The following is a 19,689-nucleotide window of genomic DNA, read 5'->3' as shown; positions in this document are numbered from 1 at the left end:
GCCGGGGGGAGTTCGATCACATATGCAAGTCCGAGTTCTTCCGCTCCAATGTCATCCTCTCAAATGTCTGCTCCCTCGCTGACCCCTCAAGAGGCTGCCCCCTTGCGGTCTGACTATCCACCGGAAAGCGACGATGTGACTCCTTCGAGCGATCCGGGTCCTGCAGGCTCGGAATCGAGTACTTACTTCGAGGCTCCGAAATTGTTCAATCCCCAGGATCGGACAGCCCAACATGAAACAGCAAAGCCTATCAATCGCTCTCCAAGCGTTGACGTCTGGACCGCCGTCTACAGCAAGCGAGTAGCGACGGACAACATCAGCACGACGACAGCACCCCGTAGCCAGGCGGAAATCGATGCCGCTGGCTGGCACTCGCTTCCTGCTGACCGGTAGGCAACATTACACATGCCAAACAAGAAACCCTCGCTGGTCGGTTGACTGGCGAGGGTTTTTCTTTGCGCTGTTGGGTAACGCCAAGCCGCTATTGGCAGCTTACATGATGGCGAAGTAGTTTTCGATGGCGTAGTCAAAATACTCTCGGCACATCGTCGGAGTGGTGTCCAGGTAGTTGCAGTAATTGCGAATCTGCAACAACAGGTCGCGAGGTTGGCAACAGCGAAACGGACGATTGATGGGCTTGTAATGCGTGTCGATCAAGTAGTCGACCGAATCCTGATTGTATTCCATGCCAAGGATTGGCGCCATGATCGTGAAGAGCTTGCGAAACTCTTCCTCGCTCGGATCCGGGACTTCGATCTTGTAGGGAATACGTCGGAGGAAGGCGTCGTCGACCAGATCTTTTGGTTCCAGATTCGTTGAGAAGATGATCAACTGATCGAAAGGGACTTGAATCTTCTTTCCGTTCACTAGTCGCAAGAAGTCGTACCGCTTTTCCAGCGGCACAATCCAGCGATTCAACAACACATCGGTCGTCATGCGTTGGCGACCGAAGTCGTCAATTACCAACGTGCCGCAGTTGCTTTTGAGTTGAAGCGGAGCTTCACTGACATTGTTGCCAGTGCCTGCGGTGACTTCCAGAAAATCCATGGTTAATTCGCCACCGACGACGATCGTAGGACGACGAATACGGACCCAGCGTTTGTCAAAGGCCCGCGAATGCAAAGGACCGGAAGGCATCTCCAAGGGCATCTCTTCGTGAAGCGCCGGGTCAAACACCCTCATGATCTCGCCCTGGATACCGATGGCACGTGGGATCCATACCGAGTCACCAAAGGCCTTCGTAATCCGCTCGGCAATGCTCGTTTTTCCATTACCAGGAAATCCAAACAGGAAGAGTCCACGACCAGAGTTAACCGCAGGACCAAGGCGCCGTAGCATGTTTTGATTTACCAGTAGATCCGAGAAGGCACGCTCCAGATCTGCTTTGGTAGGATGAACTTTGGTCAACGTTTGCTCGGAGACACTGTCGATGTAGGTCTCCAGGGGGACCGGCGCGGAACCGAAGTAGCTGCAATATTCCGTTAACTTTTTTGACTGCTCGCGTCCCAGGTCAGTGAGTTGATAGACGTAGTCGTTCATCGGTGCCGAGCCACGATAGGCAACGAATTGGGCCTGTTTCAGGTTAGCCAAAATAGGCTCGATCAAGCGGAACGGTACGCAGTGGTTCTCGGCGAGTTCATGCCCTGTTAGATCACCACAAGCTCCTAAGCACTTCAAGGCCAAGTGTTCGAGCTGGCCATCGGTGATTCCCGCTTCGGCGAGTGTTTTTGGCTCAACTGGACACCATTCTTTGCGGTCTTTGCCTGCTTCTTCGGGCTCGCGGAAGGGAAGAGCTGCTGAGGGTCGCGGTCGAGCGGGGGCGGGTGCCGGTTTCTCAGCAACGATCTGTTGAGCGGGACGCTCTTCGAGTGGTTCCTCACCACTCGCGAGCCGATTGATGCGCTCTAACAATGCTTCGAGATCATTGCTGGGTGTTTCGCAATTTGCATCTTCCGAGACAATATCTTCGAGAGTGTCGGGTCGTGTGTTCATGGGAGGATTGGTTCTTGGCGGGGGAGGACTGGCGGGGCACCGTTGCCATAGGTGGGGGAACATCGCTAGCGATGTCCGTAGCAGCGGCGGGAAAAAACCCACACAAATTTAGGTTGCAAAATGACCACATGCAAATGAATCGCCTGTCGCTCATGCCAATGGTAGCGACTGTGTGGACAATTCCAGGCCGACGGACTTTACCTGGAATCCCGCTGACAGGCCCGAGACGATGATCTATGCTGTCTTTCTGCAGAAACCTGATCCAAACCCTCAAGAATTATGCTATTCCATGCAATTTATTATTACTGCCGTTGGACCTGACCATCGTGGATTGGCTGACCCAATCGTCCACTGTGTGACGGAACTGGGTGCCAACATCTCAGAAATCCAGATGTTCGACCACGACGAAGAGTCGCTCTTCTCGATGCTCACGCGGGTCGAATTGGCTCCAAACCGAGTGCGTGATCTCAGCGAGGCGGCGAATGAAATCAGCGTCCGCACGGGACTTTCAATCCGGACCTGGTCACCGGATATTGTGGATCGAAAGCCAAGGCTGGCTATTTGTGCGACGTACCGTACGGAAACGCCGCGTGCTGTGCTGCAAGCAGTTCAGGACGGGCAAATAGCAGCCGAAGCGGCGGTGATGATCAGTAATCGGCAGGCATGCCGATCACTTGCCGAAGAGTACGACGTGCCCTGGTTCACGATAGGAGATGCCGAAGGCAAAGCTGACGACGACCAACTGATAAACATCTGCGACGAGCATCAAATCGATTACATAGTGCTCGCCCGCTATATGCGGATTCTTCCCCCTTCGAGTGTCTGGAAATATGCCGGTGGGAGAATCATCAATCTGCATCACGGGCTCCTCCCGAGCTTTCCGGGCATGCGGCCTTACCACGATGCTTTTGCCGTGCGAATGCTCACTTACGGGGCAACTTGCCACTTCATTGTTCCGGAATTAGATGCGGGCAATCAGATCATCAATCAGTCGACTTTCAGTGTCCCGCCCGGCACTCCGATCGACGCAATTGTCCGTCGCGGGCAGGAAGAAAATGAGCCGGCGTGTCTCGTCGAGGGGGTCCGCCGGGTAGTCGCTGGCGAAGTAAGGCTCCACTTCAATCGGATTGTAGCGACAGCATGAATTGTGCGAGTCCTCCCGCGAGTTGGGGCGTCCCAAGTCCCGAAAAGTACGGGGCCAGGGACTACCCGGCTCGCTAATTTCTTGACGATTGCGTTGTCCCTGAATAGGGTGGAGATATCGGAATTGAACAGAGGCCTCTTCCATCACCCCCGGTGAACCCCCCATGAATCGACTATTTCTTTGCGCCATTGCCCTAGTCTTAATCGCAACCCCCAATCTTTCTGCACAGACAGTTCGCTTTGATACGAATGTCGGCACGTTTGACATGTTGCTCAACCCCACCGGGAATCCGTTCCTGCAGGGTCATGTGGACAATTTGCTCGCCTACGTGGAAGCCGGCCGTTACAACACGACCGTGATCAATCGGGCAGCCACCAACTTTGTCCTCCAAATGGGTGGCTTTCAGGCTCCCTTTCTTTCTTTGCCTGGTAATTTCAATGCTTTTCCTGCCGTGGCGTCATTTGACCCGGTAGTTGTCGACGAAGACGGTGATGGACAAGTTGACTTTGATCTGGGAGGTCTCTCCAACACTCGGAAAACAGTATCACTGGCATTGAGTGGAAGTCCAACAAATCCCAACTCAGGTACAAGTAGTTTCTTCATCAATCTGAGCGATGACAACGACTTCCTGGATGCTTCGGGCTTCGTTCCTTTTGCTGAAATTGTGAACATGGCGACCATCGATCTAATCACGTCGCTTCCGCAGCAGAATCTCGATCCGAACGGCGGTAACCTCGCGGCGATTAATATTCCTGTGTTGGAAGACAACCACTTGGTGATTATCGAACGCGCGTTTGTCGTCCCGACTCCGCAGGCAATGGTGCAAGCGAATCTAGTGCCAGGGAACACTGTCGGTCCGACGCTGCCTAGTGCCGCTGTGCTATCGGTGCCCGAACCCTCCACCGTATTGCTAGCAGCAGGGGCACTAGTGTTTCTAGCCCTGCGAAAACGCGGGCAGTTTGCATGATAGCAGCCCGAATCTATAGATAACTCAACGCCCAAGGATTGTATTCCCTGGGCGTTTTTCTTGCGCGAGATGGTTTTCTGACACCCTCTCAAAAACTGCTCTTGCGACGCCGGGAGGCACTTTCTACGATTCCGCCCGCCTCGAATCGTCCGAGGCGTGAATCTCTTCTACTACCAACTTATCTTCGCAAGATTTTTGTCTCGATGGGTGACTACTCGTGGGGAACTTTCGCGCACAATTGCCGCGAGAAGTGTTTTATCACTTCTCCGCAGGGGATTCGCGCGCTGCAATGCCACACGAAGCAGCCGACCGTCGCGACGCCTGACAGGAGAAGCATCGCATGAGGAATACAATTCGCCTCTTGCTAAGTTACTGGCCTACAATCATCGTGGCACTGCTTTCGCTGAGCATCCCCCACGGAGGACTTTATGCGCAGGTCGACCAGGCCCTCGCAACTTCCTCCGGGAGTGAATCAGTGCTTCCGGTCAGCTACACAAGTTCGGGTAACTATTTTAGTCGCGAGCTGGGGACACCTTTGCGTTTTGGCTATCACACCGAAGGGTACGGCACCGAAACGGGGGTCGTAAGTTTGGGAACCATGCCGGTCTTCCCTCTCGACAACGCTGTTTGGTTTGTGGATGCCGCCGGTACGCTTAGCGAAGACTTTGGAGGTGGCTTCAATCTGGGTGTCGGTTATCGCGAGATGGTCGATTTCAACCGCGGCTTCGATTCCGAACGCATCTTAGGAATGAGCTTCTGGACGGATGGGCAGAGTACCAAGGCTGATAACTTTTTCACCCAGCTCGGTTTCGGACTTGAGTCGTTGGGCGAGTCCTACGATTTGCGACTCAATGGCTACTTTCCGCTGGATCGCACCCAAATTGGGGACCCCACGCTGATTGATTTCGACACACCGAGTTTTTCAGGTAACGAGCTATTTGCCGGCCTAGAATCGATCACTACCGACACCGCCTACTCGGTCGTCGACGCCGAGGCTGCCAAGCGAATCGGCGACCTCGACGCCTGGGCTATCTTGGGTGCGTACTATCTCGGTGGCGGTGGTGCCGACGATGCTGGGGTTCGCGCCGGGATGCGAGGCTATGCACTCCCCGACCTGGCGGTCAGTTTGCAAGTGACTGACGACGACATCTATCACACGAATGTGATGTTTGGCATCACGTGGTTCGTAGGTCGCACGCATAGTGGCAATGCGCCATGTGGTGTGCTGGCCGATCGCTTCCGTGACCCAGTCTGGCGGAATGATTTCATCGCGACATCCTCCGTGGCTACCACCCGTGCTGCTGGCAATCCGCTGACTGATGCTGACAATAACGAATTGTTCAACTTCATCCACGTCAACAGTAATGCACCGTTGGGTGGGGATGGTACCTTTGAGAATCCCTATACCACGTTGGCTCAGGCTGAAGCCGCACAGCAAGACGGCTCCTATGTCTATGTGTACTCCGATTCGGTGCTCAGCGGGAATTTCACAGCGGTCGACAACGTCAAGGTACTCGGCGAAGGCGTGAATCAAGACGGCGACATGGTAAACCACATTGTCGACAGCGTGGAACTCGGCACATTAACCTTGCCAGAGACATCCATGGGCGCTGGCAGTCTCCCCGCGCCGATCATCAACGGAGTTGGCGACGTCTTCACCTTGGCCAACGACAACCAGATCAACAACTTCACAATCAACGGCGGCACCAACGCTGTCGTGGGTAATGCAGTGAATTCGCCGCGATTGGCGAACCTAGACATTAATGCACCTACCGGCATCGGTATTTCATTCACGGATATCACGGGGACCCCCGTGGTCGAAAACACCGTCACGATCGATGATGCCGCCGACACTTCGTTCTTGATCGTCGGTGGTGAAGATGGAATGAACCTCAATCCGATCATCAACACTTCCGTAGGTCGTGCCCTAGAGATTCGCGATCGCACCGGGGGCACCATTGCCTACGGTGGTATGATCACCACCACCGGTGGCACGGGCGTGTATATTCATGACAACACCGACGCCAACATTACATTCACAGATGAGATCGCTCTCACCACGGATGTCGACGCGGCTGCCCTTACGATCATGAATAATAGTGCCGATACGGCTACGCCTTCGACGATTCGATTTAATGGACTGCTGACCACCAACACGACGGGAACTGGCAATGGTGTAGATATTAGCGGCACCGATGAGGATGTGACGTACCGGTTTGCCGACATTGTAATCAATTCAGTCGATGGTACAGGCTTCAAAGCTGCGGGCGACGGCACACTCATTGTGACGAGTGCCAATGGTACCAACGCGGTTACAGCCACCGGCACTGGAACGGCCATCGACATCGATGGGATGTTAATTGGTACCGGTGGTGCGAACTTCGATACGGTCAACACCGCGGGTGCAGCAGCCGAAGGTGTCAAGTTGGCTAATCTGGACGGCACCGCTCAAGTACGCATAGGCAGCGGTACCGATCCGGGTGATGGTGGCATCATCAAGTCCAATGGTACCGGTATTAGCATCGACAATGCGAACAACGTGGTCGTCAACAATGTCACCATTGATAACTCTGCCAACACTGGTGACGGCGTGAGAATTATCAACCAGGACGCCACGACCGATGCTGCGTCGTTTAACGGCGTTCAAGTGACTACTTCGGGTGCTGCGAATGGTGTGGTGATTGGCTCGGCGACTGTTCCTGCTGATGGAAATTCCGACGGTACGATAACCTTTACAGAACTCGTAGCTACCTCGGTCAATGGCAACGCGGTCAACGTAGAAAACAACACTGGTGGCACAAACATCTTTAACGATTTGACGGCTACGACCTCGGGAACTGGAGATGCAGTCTTCATCGACTCGAACGACGGCTCTACCACCACAATCAACGAAATGAATCTCACCGCAACTGGCACAGGCAACGGTTTCGTCGCCACGAACAAGGGAGCCGTCGCTGTAACGGGTGCTACTGAGATTAGTACTGTAAGTGGTGCTGCATTGACTATGAACGATGTGGAGGTGGATGCCGCAGGTGTTTCTATCGACAAGGCGACCGTAACTGGCGGTACCGTAGATAGTATCTCTCTCGTCGATCTGACAGGCACCGGTGCAGTAGTGGTCGGTGCTGATACCACCGATGCTGGTTCCATTACAACTGCAAGCCGTGGCGTGTTCATTGATAATGGCACGAACACGATCACGGTCAATACGGAGGTGACAGCCAACGGGGCCGGTCGTTCTCTGGAAGTAGTGGACCGCACTGGTGGTGTTGTCAATTACAACAGTACAACCACTGACAATGGCACTGGTATGCGGATTGCCAACAATACCGGTGGCTCGGTCAACGTGACCGATGACTTGACATTCAACACTGGTGCCAACGATTCGATAGCGATCACGGGCAACAACGGTGCCACGGTAAACTTCACGAACGCAGGCAGCATCGACCTCGGCACCTCAACCGGCAGCGGCGTTCACCTGACGGGACAGAATTCCAACGTCATAGTCAGTGCGGACATCACCGGCGGCACCGGCACCTCGGTCGATATCGAGGGCAATGCCACAGCAAGCGTCAACGGTAAAATTACCAATACTGCGGGCCGCTCGCTCCAAGTTCACAATCTCACGGCCGGCACAGTAAATATCAACGGGGAAGTCGAAGACACCGGCACAGGTATCTCGATCGACACCAATACCGGTGGCACGGTCAATGTTAATGGTATGACCAAACTTGATACGGGAGGCAACGACGCCTTAACGATCACTGGAAACAGCGCAGGTAACACCGTCAACTTCGGGCCAGGTAGTCAACTCGACATCGATACGACTGCCGGACGTGGTATGGTGATCAGTGGCAATGGCACGACAATTATCAACGGGACACATACCGTCGACACAGGAACTGGTGTCGGTATCGAAATCTCCAACGCTCGGAGCACGACGGTTAACGGCGTAACGGTCAACACGGCTGGTAACAATGCCGTAAACGTCACACACGGGAATACGTCTGTCGCCAATGTGACGTTGAATAACGTGACGGTAGAGTCCGGCAACCGCGGCGTGAATGTGTCAGCCTCTGGCTCCGGCCAGTTCGATCTGACCATGAATAACGTCGACATCAGTGGTATTAGCCAGGAAGGTGTCTTCTTTGACACCGCTGGCAACGCGAATCGCGTTGACTTCACCATGAGGAATAGCAACGTCGTGGCCGGAGCTGACCAAGCCTTGGAAGTAAATCTCGGTGCCGCAGTCGGCGATGTACGGTTCTTAGTTCAAGACAACGTATTCAATAGCAACAGCACTGACGCCACAGCGGACATTGTTGTCGCTGGAGGAACCACGTTTAGTGGGACGATTGGCTTCTCGTCGAACAGCAACGATCCGCCACCAGCTCCAATTGGAGACAACAATCGTTTCGTGAACACCTCAACCGGAAATCCCTTCGCCATCGAAGTCAACAATGCTGGAGCCACGATCAACCTCGACCTGCGCGACAACACTGCGGCAGGTGGTACGGTTTCCTATGAACTTACTCAGACTGCGGGTACATTCAATCTAGTTGACTCTGTGGACACGATTGCTGGCGACAACAATGTAGGCACCGTAAACACGGCCGGCACAATCAACAACATCAATCCGCCTGTCTTGCAGCCGACTCCGTAAGGCGTTCACCTTCCTGGTAGGAAACTGGAATGTTCTTCGGCAAAGCTTTGCTATGCTCCCAATGTGGCTGGCGAACTGTTTGTGGCCACGAAGAACTGGCCAGCAGGCTGCGAAAACTGGGCCTGTTTCGTCGAGCTTCCAATCCGCCGGCTGACTTGGTGGATGAGGTTCTGCAAGTCAACGCGCAGAGACTTACCTGTGACAGCTGTCATGCCACAGGGCTCTTGATCGTCGAAGCGGACGATGCCAGCCTTAGTAATCGCTCTGAGCAAGACGACTGGCAGCAGGCCATTCTCTGCGAAATCTGCCACAAACCGGTTCCGCCTGAACGTCTAGATATCTTTCCCACGGCTCGTCGCTGCGTCGCCTGCCAAGATGCGGCAGATCGCGGTGCAGAACCCCTCGCTGTGGAATACTGCACCAAATGCGGTGCGCTCTTGGAGATGCGTGTGAGCAGTGCTGGTGGCATCACACGCTATAAGCAGTTCTGCACAGGACAACCTGCTTGTCGCCTCTAGTTGGTGAGAAGCGGGTTTGTCATTATCTAGTAATGCCACCTTCATGCCAATCGTTGATCATAGGCTTATGACGGTCTCAACAGAATTGTGATACGCTACTAATCAAGAATAATCAGGCAGAGGAATAGTAGATGTTTGAAGACGAAGGTTACCAACTCATGGGTGCCGCGTTCGAGGTTTACAATGAACTTGGCTATGGAATGGCAGAGGAGATTTATCAACAGAGTCTTGAAATTGAACTTTCGAGACGCGGAATCCCTTTTCAATCGAAGTGTGTGCTCGCTGCGTATTACAAAGATCATCTGCTTGACACTTGCTACAAGCCCGACATGCTCGTCTGCAGTGGAATCATAGTGGAAATCAAAGCGTTAACTGCGGTGACAGCCGATCATGAGGCGCAACTATTCAACTACATGCGGATCGCGCGTCAGAAAGTAGGTTACTTGATAAATTTCGGAAGAAAGGGGGATCTTGAGTGGAAGCGATTTATTTTGTCAGATCTCCACCCACAATAGCAGGAACACTAATCGACACTAATCTCCACTAATACAATTCTTGTTAGCGAAGATTAGTGGAGATTAGTGTTCTTTTCCCTTCGCAGCAATATTTCACCTCTAGTCGATGTGGTGAAGGTCTGTCATTATTGGCATTCCCCTTCTGCAATTCGGATTACTTTTATTCTCTAATGCCGCATCAATTAGTCGCCACTGCTGCCTTTGGGCTTGAAGCCGTTGTGGTGCGGGAATTGGCTGCGCTAGGTTACGAGGGCCGCGTTGCGAGACCAGGGCGGATCGAATTCACCGGAGATGATTCTGCGATCTGTCGCACGAACCTGTGGCTCCGCTCGGCAGACCGGGTGCTCTTGCAATTGGCAAAGTTTCCCGCGCCTGACTTCGATGCCTTGTTTGATACAGCTATGGATCTTCCCTGGGAAGAGTGGATTGACCACGAATCAGCTATTCCCGTGCGGGGGCGTTCACACAAGTCTCAACTATCAAGCGTGCCGGCAGTGCAGCGCGCCGTGAAAAAGGCAATTGTCCAGCGCTTGCTCAAGCAGGTGCCTGAACTTCCTGAGACGGGCCCACCGGTCCCGGTGGAAATTGCGATTTTGGATGACGAAGCGACCTTGTCGATTGATACCTCGGGCGACGGGTTACACAAGCGGGGGTATCGCAAGTTGGCAGGACTTGCGCAGCTCCGCGAGACCTTGGCCGCTGCTTTAGTGCAATTGAGCTACTGGAAACCTGACCGACCCCTGGTCGATCCCTTCTGTGGCACGGGGACGATTATCATCGAGGCGGCCATGCTCGCGAGGCGCCTGGCACCGGGGCGCAATCGCGAGTTCGCCGCTGAACTGTGGCCGACGTTCCCCCGCGAACCGTGGAACCAAGCTCGTGAAGAAGCTGCGGACCTAGTACTGCCGCAACTCGAAGAGCGACCTATGGGGACCGATATTGACCCAGAAGCGTTGAGTCTGGCTCGCTATCATGCCGAGCAGGCGGGAGTTGCCGAGGACGTGCATTTTCAGCAACGGGCCTTTGCCGATCTCACGAGCAAGCGATCGTTCGGTTGCACAATCATGAATCCTCCCTACGGATTTCGGATGGGAGAAGAACGCGAGATCGCGGAACTCTATCGCACGTTTCCCGAAGTGCTGCGGCGATTGAAGTCGTGGTCACACTACATCCTCTCAGCCCGCGAGGACCTGGAACAACTCGTCGGCCAAGGGGCAGATCGTCGCCGCAAATTATACAACGCTCGGATCGCTTGTACCTTCTATCAGTTCTACGGACCACGCCCACCCCGCGAGGGGTCAAACGATGATCCTCCGGTTGTAAACAAGAAACCAATCGTCCGGACTCCTCCGGCATTCGGCGGTCTGCGGGATGAGGCCAACCGCCAAGCAGAAGAATTCTCCAACCGACTCAAGAAGCTCGCGCGGCATCTCCGGCGCTGGCCCACCAAGCGAGGGATCACTTGCTACCGTATCTACGAGCGCGATATTCCTGAGGTCCCGTTGATTGTCGACCGTTACGAAGACGCGCTGCATATCGCAGAGATCGAGCGGCCCCACGACCGCACGGCGGCCGAGCACGCCGATTGGCTTGACCTCATGTGTGCGACTGCTGCCGGGGCACTAGAAATACCGCGCGACGCTGTCTTCTTGAAGCACCGTGCCCGGCAAAGGGGAACATCTCAGTACGAACGTGTAAGCGACCGTCAGGTAACTCACACTGTCACCGAAGGAGGCCTCAAGTTCAAAGTAAACCTGTCGGACTATCTCGACACGGGACTGTTTCTCGATCACCGCCTTACGCGTTCGATGGTTCAAAAGGCTGCGGAGGGAAAGAAGTTTCTCAATCTGTTTTGCTACACCGGTGCGTTTACAGTTTATGCCGCGGCGGGTGGAGCGGCCTCGACGACTTCGGTCGATCTGTCGGCCAACTATCTCGACTGGGCCGTAGAGAATCTGCTACTCAACGGATTGGCAGGACCGCAAAATCGGTTTGTCCGTGCCGATGCCGAAGAGTTTTTGGCAGATCTCAATGCCGACGAAAAGTTTGATCTGGCTGTAGTTGATCCGCCAACGTTCTCCAACAGTAAACGACTGGAACATGACTGGGACGTGCAGCTCGGGCACGTTCCGCTGCTCAATCATCTCATCGAGCACATGGCACCGGAGGGTGTAATTTATTTTTCGACCAACTCACGGCGGTTCAAACTCAACGAAGCGGCTCTCAAAAACGTGAACATTCGCGAGATCAGCAAACAGACGGTGCCTGAAGACTTTCGTAATAAGCGAATTCACCGTTGCTGGCGATTGGTGTTAAATGGAGAGTGAAGGAAGAGAAGTCTAAACATCGCGTTCTATGCGCAAATGCGATATTCACACGCGAGCATTTGAGAAGAATTGTTTCATTTCGAAAAGCATCAAGAAGTACTTATTGGCGTGCCTTTGATGATCTACACGCAATGTTAACAAACGATGTTTTAGGGTTGATCGAGTCGCGATCCCTGGTAGAGTACCAGAATTGCCTGCTCTGCGGTTTTCACTTTACGCAAAAATAATTGTCGTACGGCTTGACCGTCTCCTTCGTTATTGTTTGACAATCTGTGTGCAAGCAAAGCCTCTGCTTTGCTTGGGCCACACTCAAAGGGGGATTCTCACGATGCGTTTCACATCTCGGTTTTTCGTTGCTATCGTTCTGGGTCTGTTAGCACTCAACTCGGCTCATTCGGTCGACCTGGAATGGTCAAAGACGACCGGCGGCCCAGTCTTCATCTACAACGATGCTACCAGTTGGACGGAGAGTGGAGGCGGCCTGGGAAAAATTCCCGATGACAACGATAATGTGACCTTCGCAGTCGATATCCCAGGTACGCCTCTTGTCTTTATTGCAGCGCTGAGCAACGGATTGAATCTCAACGTGCTAGACAACGACTGGGTCTTCACGAGTGCCGGCGGCTCGAACCTCGATACCGAGGGAACCGTCACCATCGACGACGCGCTTGGCACTGCACTGGCGAATGGCTCGATTCTCACTGTCAACGCCGCAGTCAATTGGGATACCGTCCTGGACTTGATCGTTGGCGATGCGGGTTACGGCACTCTGAATCTCGATGCTGACGCCGACTTCCGCGGACGGAATGTGTTCATCGGTAATCAATTGGGATCGGTCGGTGTTGTGAATGTCGATGGATCTGGCACAACACTTCAGACCGATGGCCCTGCAAGTGGCGATGGTTTTATTATAGGCAACGCAGGCATGGGAACCCTCAACGTTACCGGGGGAGGGCTCGCTCGGATCGTCAACGACACCAGTGGCGGCATTGCTGACTTCAATCTTGGCCTCACAGCGGACGGTGAAGGGACGCTGAATATTGACGGCTCTGGCTCTAGTGTGATTGCCGAGGATATGTCAATCGGCGTATCTGGAACGGGCCATCTGAACATCACCAATGGGGGCGTCCTTAACCAAAACATCGGCACCTCCCCCTACGCCTTCGTAGCACTGAACGCCGGTTCCAGTGGCGACGTTACGGTCAATGGCGTCGGCTCGCAGTGGGATATGGCACGATTGGAAATTGGCAACTTGGGAGACGCCACGCTTTCAGTCGAAGATGGTGGCCTCGTTCGCAGTAACAGCAACGACATGACCCTCGCCGATGCAGGCGGCTCAGGCAGAGTCGCAGTTTTCGGAACTCCCGACACGGGCTCGGGGGCCAACATCTCCACTCTTGACGTTACCAACGATCTTTATGTCGGCAACCTCGGGCTTGGCGAACTCCGCGTCGGCGTGGATCTTGCCGCCAACCTCAATGCCGATCCCCTCGGCGTTGGTCATGCAGATATTAGCGTCGGCGGCGACCTACGCATCGGCTCCGCTTCCACGAACCAACTCGACAATATCGCTTACGTCAGTGGGCCTAACACCATGGTCACCGTCGGCAATGTCCTCTACGTAGGTGATAGTGGCAAGGGAACTCTTGAACTCCGTGACGGAGCAACACTTTCTGCTGCATCTCCTCGGGTCGGCTCTGGTGCCTCATCCAATGGGACGCTTGAAGTCACCGGCACGGGCACTACTTTGACTGCGACCAATAACTTTGTCGTCGCCACCGACGGCACAGGCATTGCCACCGTCAGCGACGGGGCCATTCTCAATAATTCCGGCGACTTCTGGATTGGTTATCAGGGCAACGCGGACGGTTCTATTACCATCGACAATGCCATCGTGAACGCTACCACCAGTAACACTGGCAATGTGCAGATCGGTGGCCGCACCGACGGAAGTGGCGGGACTGGGTTGGTCACCATCCAAAACGGCGGCACGCTGAACGTCCTAGACGAGACCTACATCGGCGGCAATTCCACGGCCAGCGGAAAGCTCATCGTGACGGGCCCTGGCTCGACCTACTTTCATGATGATACTGGTATCAATGATATACTCCGCATTGGTTACGGCGGTGACGGCACTGCCGAGGTCAGAGATGGCGGACGCATCGATGCCGAAGGCATCGTTGTCGGGAGCCTGGCAGGTAGTGCTCAGGCTAATCTGCTCGTAACAGGCTCTAATAGTGGTACTCCTTCCACGGTCGATATCAATGGATATCTCTATGTTGGTGACGCTCGTAAGGGCACAATGACGGTCGAACAGGGTGCCGAAGTTCGGGCAGCCACCACTGACCCGTCGCAGCGCATCTTCATAGGCGACAATGCCGCCGCCGATGGCTCCAAGCTCACGATCACAGGAACTGGTTCGCGCGTCGATTACTTTGGCACAGGCGATGTCAGCGTTGGCAACGCGGGCGGCAGCACTAGCGACCGGGCCACGCTTGAAGTCACTGATGGTGGCGTCTTCTCTGCCGTCCAGCGTGACCCCAACGACAGCAACGTTATCCTCTCTGAGGCCCGCATCATTGTCGGCGATGTTACAGGTGGCAACGGACACGTAATCGTCATGAACCCAGGTTCCCGAGTCGAAGCTGAGGCAATGTACGTCGGAGATGGCGACAGCAGTTCATCGGGCATTCTCGATATCTCCAACGGGGGCGTTGTCGAACTCACTGACGAATTCCAAGCCGGCTCTTTCGGCAGCGGCGTCGGGACTGTCAACGTCGACGGACCAACTTCTTTGCTCGACGTCGGGACCACCTTCTCCCTCGGTGATGATACTTTGGGTGGCGCCACCAACGGCGCTAACGGCATGTTAAACGTCTCTGACGGCGGTACGGTTACCAACGGTGGTCAGGCATACATAGGCCACTTCACCGGAAGCTTTGGCACTGCGACACTCGGCAGTACCACGACCGACGTGTCTAGCTGGACCATTACTAACGCTAGTGGCGTTGGCGATGGAGAACTCACGATTGCCGGTACCGAGACGAGTTCCCAATTAAGCGGCTCTGGTACCCTGAATGTGAACACCGGAGGCCTTGTAACGATCGCCTCCAACCTGCGCATCCGTAATCTTGGCGATGCCAACCTCAACGGAGGCGAAATTTCAATCGGCGACACAATTCTCTTTACTGACGCAGGTTCGACATTCAATTTCAACTCGGGCACGCTTCGTTTTACCGCTGGACCCAGCTACGAATTGACCTCGACTCTCCTCGACCGAACACTTGGTCCGTCACCGACCTTAGCTGCAGACCAGCATCTCGCCGTCAACAACACGGCCGTGCTAAGTACACCTCTTCGGCTCTACGGAGGAACTCTCTCGGTTGGCTCAATGGCGAAGGCGAGCGCCGACAATCTCGATTTCGACGCAGGCATATTTAATCTCACAAATACCGGCTTGGTGGTCACCGATGCCGGCCTGTTCGGCTCAAACCTCGTTGTCGATGAGAACCAGACCGTCAATGTAACTACCTCGCTGTTCGTGCAATCCGATGGACTGCTCAACGTCGCGCGCGGGACCGTGTCGGCTGGTGTTGCAGTCAACTCCGGTACAACCGTCGTCGCCGAAGGGACCGCTTCTTTTGGTACGAGTCTGACCAATAACAACACGCTGGTGGTGATTGATTCGACCATAAACGGCGATGTTATCAACAATGGCAACCTTGAACTAGTCGGCAGCAATACATTTACAGGTAACGTATCACTTGCATCCCTCGGTTCGTTGGGGATCGATATCGGAGGTACAGCCCCAGATGAGTTTGATGCTTTGACCACAAGCGAGTTTCTCTCAATTGATGGCACGCTGAATGTATCCCTTGAAGGCGGTTTTCAACCGCAGTTGGGCGATTCATTCGGAATCTTGCGCGGCGAAGCCGGCTTTGCTGGAATGTTTGACACGCTCAATCTTCCTGCGCTCAATCCAGGACTTGCCTGGTTAGTGAATCCCGGTGGGATCACCGTGTCTCTCAATGTGGTATCAAGTGGCGCAACCGGTGACTTCGATGGAGATGGCGACGTCGATGGCCGCGATTTTCTTGTGTGGCAGCGAGGGGGATCGCCTAATGGCATCAATAGCGGTGATCTGGCAGTGTGGCAGGCACAGTATGGAAACCCACCCTTGGCGGCGGCGAGTGCTGTCGTACCGGAGCCGGGCGCTGGCATCATACTTTGTGTAGGGATCATGGCGTTGATTTGCATGCCACGACCCACTTCGGCTACTGGCGAATAGTGAAGTCCCACTGTTCAAGTGAGCCGTAAGCTGCAAAGTCATCTATTCGCTTTTACGCGTGGTCACCGCCGCCAATTTTAACTGCTAGCAATGCTATGCCAGAGCTGGAACCGCTCTGGATATCATTGTCCGGATACTGGCAAGATGCTTTCTACTGGGCCGGCGATATGATTCAAGAAAACTCCGATTTCAGTGTTTGCAGGAGATCGTGTTGGCGGTAACTTTGGACTTGGCGAAGATCAGCGGCCTGGCTTGATAGAGTTGCAAGAGGACGCACTCGAGAGACGGTGGATCGCCCACGTACCACAACTTGGAAAGGATTCACCCCATGACTGGATGCGTTCGCCGCTGCGGCGCTTTGCCGATTTCTTGTAAAGTTCTTCACTTGATTGCGGCCGCACTTTGGATAGGTACATCGGCTTTGGCCGCATCGCCGATCAAGCTCAACGGTCCGCTCGTGACGGGCGGTAGTGTGATTCCCGAAGGCCTGCAGTTCAGTCCCGATTCTAGCCGCGTACTCTACCTGGCAGACCAGACGACCGACAACGTCAATGAAATCTTCAGCGTCTCCAGCACGGGGGGCCTGGCAATAAAGCTCAACGGCTTGCTCCCACCAGGTGGGAATGTGTTTTCCGAGGGCCTGCAATTCAGCCCCAATTCCAGCCGCGTGCTCTATCTGGCCGATCAATTGACTAACAATGTGAATGAACTCTTCAGCGTCCCCAGTGGGGGAGGCATCATCATTAGGCTCAACGGCTCACTAGTGGCTAATGGCGATGTATTTTCCACTGGATTGCAATTCAGTCCCGATTCCAGTCGAGTACTTTATCGAGCTGACCAGGTGACCGACACTGTGAATGAGATTTTCATTGTCCCGAGCGCTGGGGGATTCACGACCAAACTCAATGGTCAGCTCGTCTTGAATGGCGATGTCTCCTCAAGCGGCTTGCAGTTCAGCCCCGATTCGAGCCGTGTTCTCTATCTGGCAGACCAGACAACGAGCAATGTGAATGAAGTCTTCAGCGTCCCCAGCACAGGCGGCTTTGCCACCAAGCTCAACGGACCACTCGCTCCCAATGGCGATGTCTCTGCGGCGGGCGTGCAGTTCAGTCCTGATTCCAGCCGTGTACTCTATCTGGCCGATCAAGTGACCAACGGCGTAGCTGAAATCTTCAGCGTCCCCAGCGGAGGCGGCATTGCTACTAAGCTCAACGGACCACTCACTCCCAATGGCGATGTCTCTTCGGCTGGCCTGCAATTCAGCCCTGATTCCTCACGCGTACTTTATCTGGCGGATCAAATAACCAACGACGTAGATGAAATATTTAGTGTCCCCAGCGGAGGCGGTTTCGCTATCAAGCTCAACGGCATGCTCGCACCTGGCGGCAACGTCGATCCCAACGGCCTGCAGTTCAGCCCCGATTCTACGCGCGTCCTCTATCTGGCTGACCAGACGACCAACGATGTGTTTGAAATCTTCAGTGTCCCCAGTTTGGGAGGAACAGCCACAAAGCTCAATGGTGCGTTGGTTTCCGGTGGCAACGTCGATTCCGCCGGCCTGCAGTTCAGCCCCGACTCCACGCGCGTCCTCTACCTGGCTGACCAGACGACTAACGACGTGAATGAACTCTACATCGTTCCGAGTGCAGGAGGAATGGCGACGAAGCTTAGTGGCACGCTGGTGGCCGGCGGCAATGTGGTATCAGAAGGCCTGGAATTCAGCCCCGACTCCAGCCGCGTGATCTATATGGCCGATCAATCGACGGACAATGTCAATGAAATCTTTATCGTTCCTAGCGCGGGGGGAACTGCAGTCAAGCTTAACGGCCCACTGGGGGCAGGTGGCAATGTGTTGTCACATCAGCTCAGCCCCGATGGCAGCCTGGTCTTATACCTAGCCGATCAGAATGTGGACAACGTCAACGAAATCTTCGTACGTATCGTCCGTCAGCATGCTAATGGAGGTGAAGGGGCTTGGGACTCGGGTACGGCTTGGAACCATGGGGGCGAGCCAGACGAAGCCATGCAGATTTTCGTCGATGCGGCGGGAACCGTAACCGCGTCCGGCGACGTAACGCGCATCGTTAACGAGTTATTCGTAGGAGGTGGCACGGAGGCTTCCACGCTCGCGTTGTCTGCCGGTGCGGAGATTACTTCGCTGCACGGGGCGACGATCAATGCGGGAGGCGTTTTTCGCGGCGACGGAGTGTTGGTGGCCGATCTTCTCATCGCCGCCGGTGGAGTAATCCGCGCCGGCTCAAGTGAGCAGTTAAACGTCCGAGGCACGAGTGTATCCAATGCCGGCCTCGTGGAAGCGATCGGCACGACCGTCGATCCGGCAGAGATTTGGTTCGAGGGCGCAGCAACCAATAACGCCACAACCGGCAGGATCTTCGCTACTAACGCCCTCTTGCGATTCGACGGAGGCCTTTCCCACGACAGCACAGCACCTTTGAGCTTCGACGCGACCGAAATCCGAGGAGATGTGGTCAACAGCGCTAGCGGTACAATTTCGATCGTGGGAGATAGCACCACAACCTTTTTCGACGATGTCACTAACAATGGAACAATCAACGTGGCGAGCGGATCGACAGCCGTCTTTGCCGGTTCGCTTTCTGGCAATGGCAGCGAAGGCAGCGGCGAGATCCAGATACTTGGCGAACTAACACCCGGCACAAGCCTCGGCATGATGAGTTTTGGTGGCGATCTGAATTTGGGATCTCTCGGCAATCTCGTAATCGAGCTGGGTGGCCTCACTGCCGGCTCCCTGTTCGACCAACTCGTCATCGCAGGGGACGCTACCCTCGCTGGCACACTCGACGTCTCGCTGTTCGAAGGGTTCACGCTCGCTGCTGGTCAGCAGTTTGAAATTCTTGATGTCGAAGGCTCGCTGACAGGTAACTTTGCCGGTCTCCCCGAAGGAAGCTTGCTCGGAAATTTCGGCGGCACGAATTTGTTCGTTTCTTACGCCGGTGGCGATGGCAACGACGTGACTTTGTTTGCAACACTCCCAGGAGACTTCGACCTGGACGGCGACGTCGATGGGCGAGATTTTCTCGTCTGGCAGCGAGGGGGATCACCTAATGGCATCAATAGCGGCGATCTGGCGTTATGGCAGGCGCAGTATGGAAATCCACCACCGCTTGCGCAGAGCCTTCAACAAGATAATATCGGGCGAGTCGTGCCGGAGCCTGGCGCAGTTGTGTTAATTGCTTTGGGTCTGGTTGTGATGAACTTTAGGGAACGCTCCGCTTAGGTGAGCAGGACTCGCCTGC

The 19,689-nt window shown here is 54.7% G+C and carries 10 protein-coding genes; 9 read left to right on the top strand and 1 reads right to left on the bottom strand.

The window, feature by feature from the left end:
* Positions 1-48 precede the first annotated feature (48 nt).
* Positions 49-393 (top strand): hypothetical protein, encoded by a 345-nt coding sequence (locus Pla144_RS06850; protein WP_197530445.1) that lies wholly within the window; start codon positions 49-51, stop codon positions 391-393.
* A gap of 99 nt (positions 394-492) precedes the next feature.
* Here Pla144_RS06850 and Pla144_RS06845 read toward each other — a convergent pair whose 3' ends face one another.
* The gene (locus tag Pla144_RS06845; protein ID WP_231936231.1) at positions 493-1,992 is read right to left on the bottom strand and encodes an AAA family ATPase; all 1,500 of its coding nucleotides are present in this window, start codon (positions 1,990-1,992) and stop codon (positions 493-495) included.
* Positions 1,993-2,281: 289 nt separating this feature from the next.
* Between Pla144_RS06845 and Pla144_RS06840 the strand changes: the two genes are divergently transcribed.
* From Pla144_RS06840 to Pla144_RS06805, 8 genes are all read left to right on the top strand, one after another.
* Positions 2,282-3,136, top strand: coding sequence for a formyltetrahydrofolate deformylase (locus Pla144_RS06840; protein ID WP_146449342.1), 855 nt, complete (start codon positions 2,282-2,284; stop codon positions 3,134-3,136).
* A 163-nt stretch (positions 3,137-3,299) separates the two neighbouring features.
* Positions 3,300-4,103: a peptidylprolyl isomerase gene (locus tag Pla144_RS06835; RefSeq protein ID WP_146450420.1), complete on the top strand. Its 804-nt coding sequence runs from the start codon at positions 3,300-3,302 to the stop codon at positions 4,101-4,103.
* Between the two features lie 340 nt (positions 4,104-4,443).
* Positions 4,444-8,766, top strand: a complete 4,323-nt coding sequence (locus tag Pla144_RS06830) for a beta strand repeat-containing protein (protein WP_146449339.1) — start codon at positions 4,444-4,446, stop codon at positions 8,764-8,766.
* A gap of 29 nt (positions 8,767-8,795) precedes the next feature.
* The gene (locus tag Pla144_RS06825; protein WP_146449336.1) at positions 8,796-9,284 is read left to right on the top strand and encodes a TraR/DksA C4-type zinc finger protein; all 489 of its coding nucleotides are present in this window, start codon (positions 8,796-8,798) and stop codon (positions 9,282-9,284) included.
* 131 nt (positions 9,285-9,415) lie between these two features.
* The gene (locus Pla144_RS06820; protein WP_146449334.1) at positions 9,416-9,799 is read left to right on the top strand and encodes a GxxExxY protein; all 384 of its coding nucleotides are present in this window, start codon (positions 9,416-9,418) and stop codon (positions 9,797-9,799) included.
* 170 nt (positions 9,800-9,969) lie between these two features.
* Positions 9,970-12,126 (top strand): bifunctional 23S rRNA (guanine(2069)-N(7))-methyltransferase RlmK/23S rRNA (guanine(2445)-N(2))-methyltransferase RlmL, encoded by a 2,157-nt coding sequence (gene rlmKL / locus Pla144_RS06815; RefSeq protein ID WP_146449331.1) that lies wholly within the window; start codon positions 9,970-9,972, stop codon positions 12,124-12,126.
* A 328-nt stretch (positions 12,127-12,454) separates the two neighbouring features.
* Entirely contained in the window at positions 12,455-16,414 is a 3,960-nt protein-coding gene (locus Pla144_RS06810; RefSeq protein WP_146449329.1) for a beta strand repeat-containing protein, read from the top strand.
* Positions 16,415-16,742: 328 nt separating this feature from the next.
* Positions 16,743-19,670, top strand: coding sequence for a hypothetical protein (locus Pla144_RS06805; RefSeq protein ID WP_146449326.1), 2,928 nt, complete (start codon positions 16,743-16,745; stop codon positions 19,668-19,670).
* The last annotated feature ends 19 nt before the right edge of the window (positions 19,671-19,689 follow it).

Origin of the sequence: Bythopirellula polymerisocia (genome assembly GCF_007860015.1) — a bacterium.
In the GTDB taxonomy this organism is placed as follows: domain Bacteria; phylum Planctomycetota; class Planctomycetia; order Pirellulales; family Lacipirellulaceae; genus Bythopirellula; species Bythopirellula polymerisocia.
Note: the sequence above shows the minus strand (reverse complement) of the source record. Positions and strands in the feature narration are given on the sequence as shown.

Bases quoted from the DNA above. Each gene is read 5' to 3' on its own strand.
- Pla144_RS06850 (WP_197530445.1), top strand. From the start codon at position 49: ATGTCATCCTCTCAAATGTCTGCTCCCTCGCTGACCCCTCAAGAGGCT.
- Pla144_RS06845 (WP_231936231.1), bottom strand. From the start codon at position 1,992: ATGAACACACGACCCGACACTCTCGAAGATATTGTCTCGGAAGATGCA.
- Pla144_RS06840 (WP_146449342.1), top strand. From the start codon at position 2,282: ATGCAATTTATTATTACTGCCGTTGGACCTGACCATCGTGGATTGGCT.
- Pla144_RS06835 (WP_146450420.1), top strand. From the start codon at position 3,300: ATGAATCGACTATTTCTTTGCGCCATTGCCCTAGTCTTAATCGCAACC.
- Pla144_RS06830 (WP_146449339.1), top strand. From the start codon at position 4,444: ATGAGGAATACAATTCGCCTCTTGCTAAGTTACTGGCCTACAATCATC.
- Pla144_RS06825 (WP_146449336.1), top strand. From the start codon at position 8,796: ATGTTCTTCGGCAAAGCTTTGCTATGCTCCCAATGTGGCTGGCGAACT.
- Pla144_RS06820 (WP_146449334.1), top strand. From the start codon at position 9,416: ATGTTTGAAGACGAAGGTTACCAACTCATGGGTGCCGCGTTCGAGGTT.
- rlmKL (WP_146449331.1), top strand. From the start codon at position 9,970: ATGCCGCATCAATTAGTCGCCACTGCTGCCTTTGGGCTTGAAGCCGTT.
- Pla144_RS06810 (WP_146449329.1), top strand. From the start codon at position 12,455: ATGCGTTTCACATCTCGGTTTTTCGTTGCTATCGTTCTGGGTCTGTTA.
- Pla144_RS06805 (WP_146449326.1), top strand. From the start codon at position 16,743: ATGACTGGATGCGTTCGCCGCTGCGGCGCTTTGCCGATTTCTTGTAAA.